At 65.4% G+C, this 13,808-nt stretch carries 12 protein-coding genes; 5 read left to right on the top strand and 7 right to left on the bottom strand.

The features are described from left to right. Positions 1 to 45: 45 nt before the first annotated feature. From QCE69_RS24050 to QCE69_RS24070, 5 genes are all read left to right on the top strand, one after another. A complete protein-coding gene (locus QCE69_RS24050) occupies positions 46 to 1,131 on the top strand; it encodes a linear amide C-N hydrolase (RefSeq protein ID WP_309933376.1) in 1,086 nt (361 codons plus the stop codon). 88 nt (positions 1,132 to 1,219) lie between these two features. Continuing rightward, complete coding sequence (locus QCE69_RS24055; RefSeq protein WP_309933377.1) at positions 1,220 to 1,942, top strand: DUF3348 domain-containing protein; 723 nt, start codon at positions 1,220 to 1,222, stop codon at positions 1,940 to 1,942. A gap of 10 nt (positions 1,943 to 1,952) precedes the next feature. Then, on the top strand, positions 1,953 to 4,289 hold the full coding sequence (locus tag QCE69_RS24060) for a DUF802 domain-containing protein (RefSeq protein WP_309933379.1): 2,337 nt from the start codon (positions 1,953 to 1,955) through the stop codon (positions 4,287 to 4,289). Next, a complete protein-coding gene (locus QCE69_RS24065) occupies positions 4,286 to 4,933 on the top strand; it encodes an OmpA family protein (protein WP_309815917.1) in 648 nt (215 codons plus the stop codon). Before QCE69_RS24060 ends, QCE69_RS24065 begins: the two co-directional genes overlap by 4 nt. Then, positions 4,926 to 5,501, top strand: coding sequence for a DUF2894 domain-containing protein (locus QCE69_RS24070; RefSeq protein WP_309933381.1), 576 nt, complete (start codon positions 4,926 to 4,928; stop codon positions 5,499 to 5,501). The genes QCE69_RS24065 and QCE69_RS24070 overlap by 8 nt, the downstream gene beginning before the upstream one ends. Before the next feature lie 15 nt (positions 5,502 to 5,516). On the opposite strand, the gene QCE69_RS24075 is transcribed toward QCE69_RS24070, so the two are convergent. From QCE69_RS24075 to QCE69_RS24105, 7 genes are all read right to left on the bottom strand, one after another. Continuing rightward, positions 5,517 to 6,500: a transketolase family protein gene (locus QCE69_RS24075; protein ID WP_309923729.1), complete on the bottom strand. Its 984-nt coding sequence runs from the start codon at positions 6,498 to 6,500 to the stop codon at positions 5,517 to 5,519. Next, on the bottom strand, positions 6,497 to 7,339 hold the full coding sequence (locus QCE69_RS24080; RefSeq protein WP_309923731.1) for a transketolase: 843 nt from the start codon (positions 7,337 to 7,339) through the stop codon (positions 6,497 to 6,499). Before QCE69_RS24080 ends, QCE69_RS24075 begins: the two co-directional genes overlap by 4 nt. Positions 7,340 to 7,365: 26 nt before the next feature. After that, a complete protein-coding gene (locus tag QCE69_RS24085; protein WP_309933382.1) occupies positions 7,366 to 8,694 on the bottom strand; it encodes an MFS transporter in 1,329 nt (442 codons plus the stop codon). A gap of 71 nt (positions 8,695 to 8,765) precedes the next feature. Then, positions 8,766 to 9,515: an SDR family NAD(P)-dependent oxidoreductase gene (locus tag QCE69_RS24090; RefSeq protein ID WP_309923736.1), complete on the bottom strand. Its 750-nt coding sequence runs from the start codon at positions 9,513 to 9,515 to the stop codon at positions 8,766 to 8,768. 93 nt (positions 9,516 to 9,608) lie between these two features. Beyond that, a complete protein-coding gene (locus tag QCE69_RS24095) occupies positions 9,609 to 10,502 on the bottom strand; it encodes a LysR substrate-binding domain-containing protein (RefSeq protein WP_309923739.1) in 894 nt (297 codons plus the stop codon). Between the two features lie 4 nt (positions 10,503 to 10,506). After that, a complete protein-coding gene (locus QCE69_RS24100; protein WP_309933384.1) occupies positions 10,507 to 11,097 on the bottom strand; it encodes a peroxidase-related enzyme in 591 nt (196 codons plus the stop codon). Positions 11,098 to 11,136: 39 nt separating this feature from the next. Further along, the gene (locus QCE69_RS24105; RefSeq protein ID WP_309933385.1) at positions 11,137 to 13,761 is read right to left on the bottom strand and encodes a PAS domain-containing protein; all 2,625 of its coding nucleotides are present in this window, start codon (positions 13,759 to 13,761) and stop codon (positions 11,137 to 11,139) included. Between the last annotated feature and the right edge of the window lie 47 nt (positions 13,762 to 13,808).

Raw genomic sequence — 13,808 nt, forward strand, 5'->3', positions numbered from 1 at the left:
GCATGAGGCAGCTGTTCCTATCATCGACACAAGGACTCCATGGTCATGACTCGTCTGTTGCAGAAGCTCACGTGGTTCATCGCGCTTGCATGGCTCTCCACCTCGCTCGCGCTGTCATGCACACGCGTGCTCTATACGGGCGACAAGGGGCTCGTGGTCACGGGACGCTCGATGGACTGGTCCGAGGACATGCGCTCGAACTTGTGGGTGATGCCGGCGGGCATCGAGCGCGACGGCAATGCCGGGCCGCGCTCCATCAAGTGGAAGTCCAAGTACGGCAGCGTGGTGGTGTCGGGCTATGAGATCGGCAGCGTGGACGGCATGAACGAGCGCGGACTCGTCGCCAATGCGCTGTACCTTGCCGAGACCGACTACGGCAAGCCCGACCCGAAGCGCGATCCGATGTCGATCAGCCTGTGGGCGCAATACGCGCTCGACAACTTCGCGACCGTGGCGCAGGCGGTCTATGTGCTGAGTCGCGAGCCCTTTCAGATCATCGCGCCGCCCTTGCCGAACGGCAAGCCGCTGACCATCCATCTGTCGCTCTCGGATGCGCGCGGCGACTCGGCCATCCTCGAGTACATCAACGGCAAGCTGGTGATCCACCAGGGCAAGAAGTACAAGGTGATGACCAATTCGCCCATCTACGACGAGCAGCTTGCCATCGATACGTATTGGAAGAGCGTCGGCGGGCTCGGCTTCCTGCCGGGCACGAATCGCGCGGCGGACCGCTATGTGCGCGCCTCCTTCCTGCTGGACGCCATTCCAAAGCAGGCCGATCCGAACTACCTCGCGGGCGTGCCGCAGCAGTCGTATGCGTTTCAGGCAGTGGCCAGCGTGATGAGCGTGGTGCGCTCGGTCAGCGTGCCGCTCGGCATCAGCACGCCGGAGCAGCCGAACCTCTCTTCGACCATCTGGCGCACGGTGGCGGATCAGCAGAACCTCGTCTATTACTTCGATTCCGCCACGCGCCCCGACACTTTCTGGGTGTCGCTCAAGAAGCTCAACCTGAGCCCTGGCGCGCCGGTGATGAAGCTGACCATCGACGGCGGGCAGGTGTTCTCCGGCGAAACGGCGGGCAGTTTCGTGGCGACGCCGGCCTTTGCCTTCATGCCGGCGAAAGCGCCCTGACAGGCGCGCGATGGCCGCATGACGGGCAAACGGGGCGAGCCACGCGCGCGGGCAGGTAAAATACCGTCCTTTTGCCTCTGGTGATCTCGTGCAAGGCCTTAAGCGCACGGCATTCAGCGGCCCGGCGCTCGTGCGCCTGCTGGCGCAATGTGCCGATCTCGAAGTCCACGAACCTGCGCAATCGCTGTCGGACCGCCTGAGCCAGTGGCTCGGCTGGACCGATGCGATCGCGCTGTCCACCGCGCTCGGCACCGATCCGCAGCCTGTCGCCAGTCCGCGATCCGCTTCCGGCGATGATGCAGCGGCAGGTGCGCAGACGCGCGCGCGCCTCGTGAGCGCCATCACGCGCGATGAAAGCGGCGAGCCGGGCCTGCATGGCCGGCGGCGGACGACGGCAGTGCAGACGCCGCCCGATGCCGTGCAGATCGACTTCGCGATCTTCCGCCAGCACTATTTGTCGTTGCAGCAGACGATGGAGTCCGACATCGGCGAGTTGCGCAGCCGGCTGCGTGCGTCTGTGGCGGCCCGTGCGGGCGGCATGACGCGTCTCGCGGTCGTCGATGCCGTCATGGAGCGTACCTTCGCGGCGCGCGAACGCACGCTGCTGGCGCAGGTGCCTGTGATCCTCGGCCGCCACTTCGAGCGGCTCAAGCGCGGCCAGATGCAGGCCGAAGCCGATACGGGCACTGCCTCCAACGCGTGGCTCACGGCGTTCCGCACGGACATGCGCAACGTCCTGCTCGCCGAACTCGAAGTTCGTTTTCAACCGGTCGAAGGCCTGCTTGCGGCGCTTCGTACTCAGTCTCAGTAACTGGCACGCTATGCCCCGAAATTTCGTCAAAGTCGCAGTCTTTCTGGTGGGCCTTGCAGCGGTGTGCGGCATCGCCATCGGCTATATCGTTTCGAATCCGCTCGCGTTCGCGGTGACCGTGTTGATCGGCGCCTGCTATGTCGTCGGCGCGCTGGAGCTGCGCCGCTTCCAGCAGACTACCGACGCCTTCGTGCAGTCCTTGGACGCGCTGCTCAATGCGCCGAAGAGCCTTGCCGTCTGGATCGATACGGTGCCACCAGGCCTGCGCAACGCAGTGCGTGCGCGCGTGGAGGGCGAACGCGCCGGTCTGCCCGGACCCGCGCTCACGCCGTATCTCGTCGGGCTGCTGGTGCTGCTGGGCATGCTCGGCACGCTGCTCGGCATGGTGGTGACGCTGCATGGCACCGGCGCCGCACTGGAAAGCGCAACGGACCTGTCCGCGATCCGTGCCTCGCTCGCCTCGCCGATCACGGGTCTGGGTTTCGCATTCGGCACCTCCATTGCGGGTGTCGCGACATCGGCGATGCTGGGTCTGTTGTCGGCGCTGTGCCGGCGAGAACGGCTGCACGCCGCGCACGCGCTCGACACGAGGATCGCCACGACGCTGCGCGCGTTCACGCAGACCCATCAGCGCGAGGAAGCATTCAAGCTGATGCAGAAGCAGGCCGATCTGATGCCCGCACTCGCCGAACATCTGCACGCGATAATGCACGCCATCGAGCAACACAGCCTCGCCGCGCACGAGCGGCAGATCGCGAGCCAGGGCGAGTTTCATGCGAAGACGGAAACGGCGTATCGCAGGCTGGCGACGTCGGTGGAACTGTCGTTGAAGCAAAGCGTCGCCGACAGCGCCCGCGCCGCCAGCGCCGCGCTCCAGCCCGTCATGCAGGCGACGATGGATGGCATCGCGCGCGAAACGGCCGCGCTGCACGTCACGGTCGAACAGGCGGTGACGCGCCAGCTCGACAGTCTGAACACGGGCTTTGAGGCATCGGCGACGAAGGTCGCAGGCATCTGGAATCAATCGCTCGATGCGCAGCGTCTTGCGAACGACGCGCTCGCGGAGAAGTTCGAGGCACGCTCGATCGTGCTGGTGGACGGCATCGCCACGCAGATGAGCGGCGTCAGGGAAGGGCTGGACAGTTTCGTCACCAGGCAGCGTGAAGCCAGCGACGCACAGACCGAGCGCATGGCCGCTTCTCTGGACCATTTCGCTGACACCTTCGAGCAGCGCTCGACGCGTCTGGTCACGGAAGTATCGACAGAGATGGCCGGCGTGAAGCAGGGCCTCGATACGCACGTCGGGCGCATGTCCGCTTCGATGGAGCAGTTTGCCTCGGCATTCGAGGCACGTTCGTCGAGTCTCGTCGACGGCATCGCGGCGCGCATGGAACAGGCCACGTCCGGCATGTCGGAAGCGTGGCAGAAGGCGCTCGCACAGCAGACCAGCAGCGGCGAACAACTCGCCGCGCAGCACGAACAGGCGCTTGCCAACGCTGCCGCGACCTTCGAAGGGCACGCGGCGTCGTTGCTGGATTCGATGAACCGGGCGCATGCAGCGTTGCGTACGGAGATCGGCACGCATCACGATGCGCGTCTCAGCGCATGGACCGATGCGCTCGGCGCGCTCGCCGCGACCTTGCGCGAGGAGTGGCAGAGCACGAGCGCGTTTGCCGCGAGCCGTCAGCAGGACATCTGCGACACGCTCGCTCGCACTGCAAGCGAGATCTCGGAGCAGAGCAAGCTGCATGCGAACGAAACCATCGCGCAGATCGGGGAGCTGGTGCAGGCGGCTTCCGAAGCGCCGAAGGCTGCGGCCGAGGTCATTGCCGAACTGCGTCAGAAGCTCTCCGATTCCATGGTCCGCGACACCGCGATGCTCGACGAGCGCGCGCGTCTGCTGGCCACGCTGGAAACGCTGCTCGATGCGGTGAATCACGCATCGACCGAACAACGCACGGCGGTCGATGCACTCGTGACCGGCTCGGCCGATCTGCTCGAACGCGTGGGCACGCAGTTTACCGGCAAGGTCGATGCCGAGGCCGCAAAGCTGAACGATGCGGCCGCGCATGTGACGAGCGGCGTCGTCGAAGTGGCGAGTCTTGCCGATGCCTTCGGCGCGGCCGTGCAGGCCTTCGGTGAATCGAACGAGACGCTGGTCGCGCAGCTGCAACGCATCGAAGGGGCGCTGGACAAGTCGCTCGCACGCAGCGACGAGCAACTCGCGTACTACGTTGCGCAGGCACGCGAGGTCATCGATCTGTCGATGATGTCGCAGAAGCAGATCGTCGAGAACCTGCAACATCTGGCCGGCGAGCGCGGCGCACACGGAGCGAAGGCCGCATGAACGAGGAGATCGACGGCGGCGTCGAGACCGCGGCGCCCGTATGGGCGGCATTCGCCGATCTGATGTCGGTGTTGCTGGGCGCGTTCGTGCTGATACTCGTCGCCGTGCTCGGCGTGCAGCTGCAGTTGTCGACGCGGCTCGAACAGGCCATCAAGCAGCAGCAGAAAGAGACCGAGCGTCGCAAGACGCTCGAACAGGCGCTCGCGGGGCCGCTCGCCTCGGGACGCGTGACGCTGGTGAACGGCAAGATCGGCATCAGCGGCAACGTGCTGTTCGCGTTGAACTCGGATCAGCTGCAGCCGCAGGGTCGCGATGTATTGAAGAGTCTCGCGGGTCCGTTGACCGCGTATCTGGGATCGCACGAACAGATCCTGATGGTGAGCGGTTTCGCCGATGATCAACAGGTCCACGAAGGCAACCGTCGCTTCGCGGACAACTGGGAACTGTCGGCCAAGCGCGCCCTGACCGTGATGCGCGCGCTGATCGATGCGGGCGTGCCGTCCTCGTCGGTGTTTGCTGCGGCATTCGGCTCGGAGCAGCCGGTGAGCTCGAACGCCGATGATGCGGGCCGCGCGAAGAACCGGCGCGTGGAGATTTCGGCGGTGCCGCGTCCGGTCAATGCAGCGGTGCCCGCGCATGACTGACAGCGTGACGCGTGCGCGCGAGATGCTCGACGCATGGCGCGAGCGTGGCGACGCACGCGTGGGCGGCATGTCATGCCGCATCATCGAAGCGTTGACGCAGCGCGCCTCATATCATGAAGGTGATGCAAGGCGTGTGCTGGATGCGCGTCTCGCCGCGCTGCTCGACGCGCAGGAGTCTGCGGATGAACCTACCGCGGTCACGCAGGACACCTTTGACACGCCGTTCGCCGCATTGCTCGACGAGTTGAACCAGCGCGCGCAAGCCCGTCCCGCGCCCGCCGAGTATCTCGATTCATTGCGCGCCGTGTGGACCTCGGTCAGCGCGGAGAAGCGCCTGCGCGAGTCGCTTGCACAAGTGCCGAAGAATGCGGGGCCGCTCAATTCAAGCAGCCTCGTGCATCGTTCACTGGCGCTGATGGGTGAAGTGTCGCCGGATTATCTGCAACACTTTCTCGGCTATGTCGATGCGCTCTCGTGGATGGACGCACTGACGCTCGTGAGTGCCCCGGTGAAGGATGCGCCGCGCGCGGCCTCGCAGAAGAAGACCGCGCGCGGCAAGGCGCGCTGAAGCTGCCGGACTGCGCTATGCGAGCCAGCCTTTGATGGAACGTGCGATAGCGTTGGTCGAAATGCCGTAGCGTTCGTGCAGCGTCGGCAATGCGCCGGCATCGAGGAACGCATCCGGCAAGCCGATCTGCCGATACGCGCACGACACGCCTTCAGTCAGCAGCGTGGTGGCCACCGCTTCGCCCAGGCCGCCGATCACCGTATGATTCTCCGCCACCACCACGAGCCGCCCGGAACGGCGCGCTTCGCGGATGATCGTCGCCGTGTCGAGCGGCTTGATCGTGGGCACATGCAGCACCGCGACATCCACGCTGTCCTTCTGCAGCGCCTGCGCCGTTTCGAGCGCGCGCATGGTCATGATGCCGGACGAGATGATGAGCACGTCACGGCCGTCGCGCAGCAGCTTTGCGCGGCCCAGTTCGAAGTGGTAGTCGTATTCATCGAGCACGGCGGGCACGTTGCCGCGCAACAGGCGCGCATACACCGGCCCCTTGTGCGCGGCAATGGCCGGGACCATCTGCTCGATGTCGAGCGCATCGCACGGGTCGATCACGGTCATGTTGGGCATCGCGCGCATCAAGGCGAGATCCTCGGCGGCCTGGTGGCTCGGGCCGTAGCCGGTGGTGAGTCCGGGCAGCGCGCAGACGATCTTTACATCGAGATTGTCTTCCGCAATGGTCTGGTGGATGAAGTCATAGGCGCGCCGCGTGCCGAACACGGCGTAGGTCGTCACGAAGGGCTGCGCGCCTTCGTGCGCAAAGCCTGCCGCCGCGCCCATCAGCAGCTGCTCGGCCATGCCCATCTGGTAATAGCGCTCCGGGAACTCCTTGGCGAAGATATGCAGGTCCGTGTACTTGCCGAGATCGGCCGTCATGCCGATGACGTTCGCCTTCGTGCGAGCAAGCTCACACAACGCATGACCGAAGGGCGCCGAACGCGTGACCTGTCCTTCGCTTGCAATCGAGGCGATCATCGCGGATGTTTTCAAACGAGTGCTCATGCCTGTCTCCCTGCTTCAAGTGCTTCCAGTGCCAGCTTCCATTCGTGCGGATCGACGCGGATGAAATGGTTCTTCTCGCGCTGCTCGAGGAAGGGCACGCCGCAGCCCATCTTCGTATCGCACACGATGATGCGCGGCTTCGCCTCCTTCGAATTGCGAGCGTTGTCGAAGGCCTGCTTGACGGCGTCGATGTCGTTGCCGTTGACACGCTGCACATACCAGCCGAAGGCGTCGAGCTTCTCGACCAGCGGCTCGAAGGACATGATCTGCGTTGAGGGGCCATCGGCCTGCTGATTGTTGACGTCCACCATCGCGATCAGGTTGTCGAGCTTCCAGTGCGCCGCGGACATCAGGCCTTCCCAGATCGCGCCTTCATCGAGTTCGCCGTCCGAGAACAGCGTGTAGACGAAGGATTTCGAGCCCTTGCGTTTCAGGCCAAGGCAACGGCCCACCGCGATCGTCAGACCCTGGCCGAGCGAGCCGCCCGACATCTCCATGCCGGGCGTGTAGCTCGCCATGCCGGACATCGGCAGGCGGCTGTCATCGCTGCCATAGGTTTCGAGTTCCTCCGGCGGCAGGATGCCCGCTTCAAACAGCGCGGCATACAGCGCGATCGCATAGTGACCGTTCGAGAGCAGGAAGCGGTCGCGGTCTTCCCACTCGGGATCGTCGGCGCGGTAATGCATCGCGCCGAAATACGCGACCGCCAGTACGTCGGCGATATCCAGCGCCTGGCCGATATATCCCTGGCCCTGCACCTCGCCCATCAGAAGCGCGTTGCGGCGAATGCGCCAGGCACGTTCGGCGAGGGTCGTCTCCTCGATGACGGGACTGCTCATGGTTGTGTCTCCTTTGAATAATGCATTCAGCGATTGACCGTCCGGGCCGGCACGAAGAACACCAGCACCGCGCCCACCACGACGGCCGCCGAGATGAAGATCAGGCCGGCGGTGGACTTGCCCGTGAAGTCGTTGAGCCAGCCGACGATGGCGGGCGAGAAGAAGCCGGCGAGATTGGCGAAGCAGTTCACCGCCGCGATGCCCGCCGCCGCCGACATGCCGCCCAGCACGGCGGTGGGCAATGACCAGAACTGCGATGACGACGCGAGAATGCCGGCCGCCGCGACGCTCACGCAGACGATCGAGGCGCCCACGCTGCCGAGCATCGGCAAGGTGGCGAAGCCGGCGGCGGAGATGAGCTTCGGGATCGCGAGATGCAGGCGGCGCTCGCGGCGGCGGTCGGCACTGGCGCCGATCAACGGCAGCGCGACGATCGCGCAGAGATACGGAATGGCAGTGAGGATCCCGACCCACAGCGGGTCCGCGACGCCGGTCCTGCGCACGATGGTCGGCAGCCAGAAGGTGAGCCCGTACTGGCCGAGCACGACGCAGAAGTAGATGGCCGCCATGAGCCACAGCCTGCGGTCCGCGACGAATGCGCGGATCGACACATGCTGCACTGTCTGCGCGTTGTCCTTGTCGACGTTGCGCCGGAGCAGGGCCTTCTCGTCATCCGTGAGCCACTTCGCGCCGGCGATCCCATCGTCGAGATAGAACAGGATCGCGACGCCGAGGCACAGCGAGGGCAGCGCTTCGAGCATGAAGAGCCACTTCCATCCGGCCAGCCCATGCGCGCCCTGGAATGCATGCATGATGTAACCGGACAGCGGACCGCCGACGATGCCCGCGAGCGGAATCGCCATGAAGAACAGCGAGAGCGCCTTGGCGCGGCGCGCGGCCGGGAACCAGTACGTCAGGTAGAGGATCACGCCGGGCGCGAAGCCTGCCTCGGCCACGCCGAGCAGGAAGCGCAGCGCGTAGAACTGGGTGGGCGTCTGGACGAACACGAAGCTTGCCGAGATCAGCGCCCAGGTGAGCATGATGCGTGCGAGCCACTTGCGCGCGCCTACGCGGTGCAGGATGACGTTGCTGGGCACTTCGAAGAGGAAGTAGCCGAGGAAGAAGATGCCTGCGCCGACGCCATAGATGGTCTCCGAGAAGCGCAGGTCGTTCAGCATCTGCAGCTTCGCAAAGCCGACGTTGACGCGGTCGAGATACGCGCCGAGGTAGCACAGCATCAGGAAGGGAATGAGGCGGCGTCCGACCTTGGCGTAGGTCTTCGTTTCGAGGCTGGCGGCATCGTCGGCGGAAGCGAAGCCGGCCGCGGCCACCGGTGTGGCGAGTCTGGATTTCATGAATGTCTCCTGCCATGGAGCGCCCCGGTTGTTCCGGGTGCGCTGGTGGGTGCATCTGTAGGTGCGTTCGATCAGTGGATCAGCATGCCGCCGTTCACGTCGAGCGTGACGCCGGTGAGATACGACGAGAGATCGCTCGCGAGGAACAGGCAGGCGTTCGCGATGTCGGCGGCGTCGCCGAGTCGGCCGAGCGGAATGCCCTTGATGATGTCGGTGCGCATCTCGGGCGTGAGCTTGTCGCCGGTGATGTCGGTCTGGATGAGGCCCGGCGTGATCGAGTTCACGCGGATGCGGTCCGACCCGAACTCGCGCGCCATGGCTTTCGCGAGGCCCAGCACGCCGGCTTTCGCCGCGCTGTAGTGCGGTCCGCCGAAGATGCCGCCGCCACGCTGCGCCGATACCGACGACATGCACACGATGCTGCCGCGCTGCTGCTTCTTCATCTGCGGAATGACGGCCTGCGACATGTACAGCGTGCCGCGCAGGTTCACGCCGATGACGGCGTCGAAGTTGTCCGCGCCGATCTCCAGCGTCTTGATCGGCTGCGTGATGCCCGCGTTGTTGATAAGCGCGTCGATGCGGCCATAGCGCTCCGTCGTCGCTGTCGCGGCGGCGACGCAGGCGGCCTTGTCGGTGACATCGCAGGCCAGGCCGAGATGGCCTTCGCCTAGGTCGTCGGCGGCGGCTTGCGCATCGGCTTCCTTCAGGTCGAGCACGACGATGCGTGCGCCCTGTGCGGCCAGTGCCCGCGCCGTGGCCTTGCCGATGCCGCGCGGCGAGGCCGCGCCCGTGACGATCACTACCTGGTTCTCGAGCAACATCGCTGTCTCCGTTGATGGTCTGGTGTAGGCGCAGTGTCTTCGCCTTCAGCCTGACGATCAACGCAGTTTGGCTCAACTATTGCTGAGAAATTTTCAGGTATCGATATGCTGTGCCATTTGTTGATCCATCCACGCGAGGAACTTGGCGACGCGCGGCAGGCCTGCGTTCTGGCTCGGGTAAACCAGATGATGTGCGCCCACTTCGACCGCATATTCACGACCGAACACTGGCGCCAGCGTGCCGCGTGCGAGATGGCGCGAGGCCAGCATCGTGCTTTCCAGTGCGATGCCATGACCCAGCGCCGCCGCCTCGAGTGACATGTATGAGCGGTCGAACGAGAAGTCGAACGCCTTGCGCCTGACCGCCACGCCGAACTTGCCGAACCACTGCTGCCATTGCACCAGCGGCGACTCGGAGAGGATCAGGCGGCGTTCCAGCAGATCGTCGGGCGAGGCGACGGGAAAGCGTTCGAGATATTCGGGCGAGGCCAGCGGCGCGATGGTCTCGTGGCGCAGGGTCCGGATCTCGACATCGCTCCAGTGTGCATAGCCGTGACGCACGGCGATGTCGTAGTAACCCGAGGTGAACGACACATCCTCGTACGAGCACGCCAGGTTCATCTGGATGTCGCCGTTCGCTTCCTGGAAGGCGGCGAGACGCGGCAGCAGCCACATCAGGCCGAAGCTCGGGCTTGAATGGATCCGCAGGATCTCGACCGAGGTTTCACTCGATGCGCGTTCGGTGGCGCGATTCAGTTCGGCGAGCGCGCCCGTCACGTCGGACAGATACTGCGTGCCGGTCGGCGTCAGCACGAGTCCGCGTCCCAGGCGCGTGAACAACGGCCGCCCGACGATGCCTTCGAGGTTCGCCAGTTGATGGCTCACCGCGGAGGGCGTGAGGCCGAGTTCGTCGGCGGCGCGGTTGACGCTCTTCGTCCGCGCCACGCTTTCGAAGGCGATGATGGCTTTCAGCGGAGGCAGGCGCATCGGCTTACTGCTTCGGCTCGCGCGGCACGCGTCCCATCAGGAAGAATTCGTCGTTGGGCCGCATCGAGATCACGTTCGCCATGCGGTTCGACAGGCCGAAGAACGCCGTGATGGCCGCGATGTCCCAGATGTCTTCGTCATTGAAACCGTGCGCGCGCAGCGTGACGAAGTCGCTGTCGTCGACGCTGCCCGACGCGCGGCAGACCTTCAGCGCGAAATCGAGCATCGCGTGCTGGCGCGGCGTGATATCCGCCTTGCGATGATTCACCGCGACCTGATCCGCCACCAGCGCGTTCTTCTCGTAGATGCGCAGGATCGCGCCATGTGCGACGACGCAATACAGGCAGTCGTTCACGGCGCTCGTCGCGACGACGATCATCTCGCGCTCGCCCTTGCTCAGGCCGCCTTCCTTCAGCATCAGCGCATCGTGATAGGCGAAGAAGGCGCGGAACTCGGCGGGGCGGTGCGCCAGCGTGAGAAACACGTTCGGCACGAAGCCGGCCTTCTCCTGGACCTCGAGGATGCGAGTGCGGATGTCGTCGGGCCGGTCTTGCGGTTGGGGAACGGGATAGCGGCTGATGGGCGGGGTCGTCATGGCGTCGTCGTGAATGAAGGCGTTGATCGAACGCTCATTCTAGTTCGACGGCGCGCCGCGTGTGGCAGTCAGCGAACCCAGCAGCTTGAGCAGGCTCTCCACGTTCACGGGCTTGACGAAGTGATAGTCGAAGCCCGCCGACTGCGCGCGCAACCGGTCTTCGGCCTGACCATAGCCGGTGATCGCGATCAGCAGCGGCATGGTCTCGCCCTTGCGGCGCAGGCGGCGCGCGAGTTCATAGCCATCGATATCGGGCAGGCCGATGTCGAGCAGCGCGACGTCCGGTTCCAGCAGCGGCGCCGCTTCGAGCGCTTCCGACGACGAATACGCCACCTGCGCGACATGACCTTCGGACTCGCACAGCATGGCGAGCGAATCGGCGGCGTCGCGGTTGTCATCCACCACGAGAACGCGCAAGGTCTTGCGCGCGGTGCGCGTGCCCTGATCGGCGAGCGCGAGCGCCGAGTGCCGCTCATGATGATGCAGGCGCGGCAGGCGAATCGTCACGGTCGTGCCGAGTCCCGGGCCCGGACTCTGCACGCTGATGGTTCCCTTGTGCATCTCGACCAGCTTCTTCACCAGCGAAAGCCCGATGCCGAGCCCGCCGTTCGAACGGTCGAGCGTGCGCTCGCCCTGCGAGAACAGCTCGAAGACCTTCGGCAGGAGATCCGCCGAGATGCCGGTGCCGGTGTCGGCGATGACGATCGCCACCGCTTCCTCGTCGGCGCGCACGCTCACGGTGATGCGGCCGTTTTCGGGCGTGTACTTGCTGGCATTGTTCAGCACATTGACGAGGATCTGCGACAGACGCGTGACGTCGCCGCACACCCAGGTGGTGGCATCGGAGACATCGACGTGAATGGATTGCGCGCGCGCCTCGACCATGCCCGCGATCGCCTCGACCGAGTGATACACCGCCGTGCCGACGAGGATCGGTTCGAGCTGCAGTGCAATGCGTCCCTGCGTGATGCGCGACACTTCGAGCAGATCGTCCACGATGCGCGTCATGTGCTCGACCTGCCTGCGCATCAGATCGATCAGGTCGCGCAGATGCGGCTCGCTGTCCTTGTCCTTCTGCAGCAGCGCGATGGCGGTTCGCAACGGCGCGAGCGGATTGCGCAGTTCATGGGCGAGCATGGCGAGGAACTCGTCCTTGCGCCGTCCCGACTCGCGCAGCATCAGTTCCATGTGCTTGCGCTCGGTGATGTCGATCACGCTGCCAATGATGCGCAGCGGCTTGCCGTCCTTGCTGCGCTGGAGCAGCGCGCTGCCTTGCATCCATCGTTCGCCGTGCAGATTTCGCACGCGGAATTCAAAATGCCCGCCGGGGTTCTCGCCGGCGGCAAGACTGCGCATGTAGCGGTCGAGCGACGCGCTGTCCTCGGGATGCACGCGCGTCAGCGCCGCGTCATAGGTGAGCGTCTCGTGGATCTGGCGCTCGCCGCCGGTTTCGAGGAAGAGCGTCCAGGTGGCGAGTTCGAGCGAGGCGATGTGGATGTTCGCGGCCTGCATGGCCACCGTGAGGCGCAGGCTGCGCGCTTCGATGGCGGCCTGCGCCTCGTAGCGCGGCGTGACGTCGGTGGTCGTGCCGAACCATTCCTGCAGCTTGCCTTGATCGTCGTGGAGCGGGGCGGCGTGTGCCTGCACCATGCGATACACGCCGTCGCGCCGATACATGCGGAAGGTGAGCGTGCGCGCGGCGCCTTGCTCCAGTGCGTCGAGCCAGTCGCGCTGGGTGCGTTCGCGGTCGTCCGGATGAATGAATTCGAGCCATCCCCAGCCGGACAGCGCCTCGGGCGGGACGCCGGTGAAGCGCTCCCATTCGCCCCCCGACGGACGGATCTCGCCGTTTGCATCGGCGGACCAGACGAGCGCTCCCGTTGATTCCACCAGCGCACGATAGCGCCGCTCGGAGAGGCTCAGGCGGTCTTCGTCGGCGCGCTGCGTGCTGATGTCGAAGCTCACGCCGTAGACGCGCGTGAGCACGCCTTCGCGGTCGAACTCCGGATGCCCGCGCATGCGCAGCCAGCGGCGCGTGCCGGGATCGGGCTCGAGCACGAAATCGAATTCGAACGGACCGCCGTCGCGCAAGGCCTCGGTGAGGTTGCGCTGAAAGGGCGCGCGATATTCCGGAGCGACCCGGTCCCATACTTCCGAGAGCAGCACGGCTTCCGTGCCGGGGGGAAACGAGTAGAGCGCCGCGAGCTGCGCGGTCATGCGCACCACGCGCGTCTTCATGTCCCATTCCCACGCGCCCATGCGCGCGCCGGCAAAGGCCGCCTGAAGACGCCGCTCGCTGGCTTCGTACATGGCCCACGCATGGCGGCATTCGTGAATGTCGATGGCCACGCCCACGGTCTCGCCGATCAGCCCTTCTTCGTCGCGCCGCGCCTGCAGATGCAGCGTGTGCCAGCGGAATGCGCCGTCCGCGCGCAGCAGGCGCACATCGACGTTGCGCAGCAGGGTGCCGTCGCGCATGAGCCGCAGTGCATCGAGCACCGGAGGGATGTCGTCGGAATGGACGAAGGCGTTCCAATGCCGCCCCGACAGCTCTGCAAGCGCCACGCCGAGATAGCGGCACGCCCAGGGATTTGCGTATTGGATAGTGCCGTCGCGTGCGGCGCGCCAGACGAATGACGGCAGGAAATGAGCAGGATCGTGCATGGGCGTCCTTGCTTCCGCTGACTCGTTGTCGGCGAGACGCGTCGCCG

Origin of the sequence: Caballeronia sp. LZ032 (assembly GCF_031451315.1) — a bacterium.
Lineage (GTDB): Bacteria > Pseudomonadota > Gammaproteobacteria > Burkholderiales > Burkholderiaceae > Caballeronia.

What these genes read in the sequence shown, in the direction of transcription:
- QCE69_RS24050 (WP_309933376.1), top strand. Translation starts at nt 46, where the DNA reads ATGACTCGTCTGTTGCAGAAGCTCACGTGGTTCATCGCGCTTGCATGG.
- QCE69_RS24060 (WP_309933379.1), top strand. Translation starts at nt 1,953, where the DNA reads ATGCCCCGAAATTTCGTCAAAGTCGCAGTCTTTCTGGTGGGCCTTGCA.
- QCE69_RS24065 (WP_309815917.1), top strand. Translation starts at nt 4,286, where the DNA reads ATGAACGAGGAGATCGACGGCGGCGTCGAGACCGCGGCGCCCGTATGG.
- QCE69_RS24070 (WP_309933381.1), top strand. Translation starts at nt 4,926, where the DNA reads ATGACTGACAGCGTGACGCGTGCGCGCGAGATGCTCGACGCATGGCGC.
- QCE69_RS24075 (WP_309923729.1), bottom strand. Translation starts at nt 6,500, where the DNA reads ATGAGCACTCGTTTGAAAACATCCGCGATGATCGCCTCGATTGCAAGC.
- QCE69_RS24080 (WP_309923731.1), bottom strand. Translation starts at nt 7,339, where the DNA reads ATGAGCAGTCCCGTCATCGAGGAGACGACCCTCGCCGAACGTGCCTGG.
- QCE69_RS24085 (WP_309933382.1), bottom strand. Translation starts at nt 8,694, where the DNA reads ATGAAATCCAGACTCGCCACACCGGTGGCCGCGGCCGGCTTCGCTTCC.
- QCE69_RS24090 (WP_309923736.1), bottom strand. Translation starts at nt 9,515, where the DNA reads ATGTTGCTCGAGAACCAGGTAGTGATCGTCACGGGCGCGGCCTCGCCG.
- QCE69_RS24095 (WP_309923739.1), bottom strand. Translation starts at nt 10,502, where the DNA reads ATGCGCCTGCCTCCGCTGAAAGCCATCATCGCCTTCGAAAGCGTGGCG.
- QCE69_RS24100 (WP_309933384.1), bottom strand. Translation starts at nt 11,097, where the DNA reads ATGACGACCCCGCCCATCAGCCGCTATCCCGTTCCCCAACCGCAAGAC.
- QCE69_RS24105 (WP_309933385.1), bottom strand. Translation starts at nt 13,761, where the DNA reads ATGCACGATCCTGCTCATTTCCTGCCGTCATTCGTCTGGCGCGCCGCA.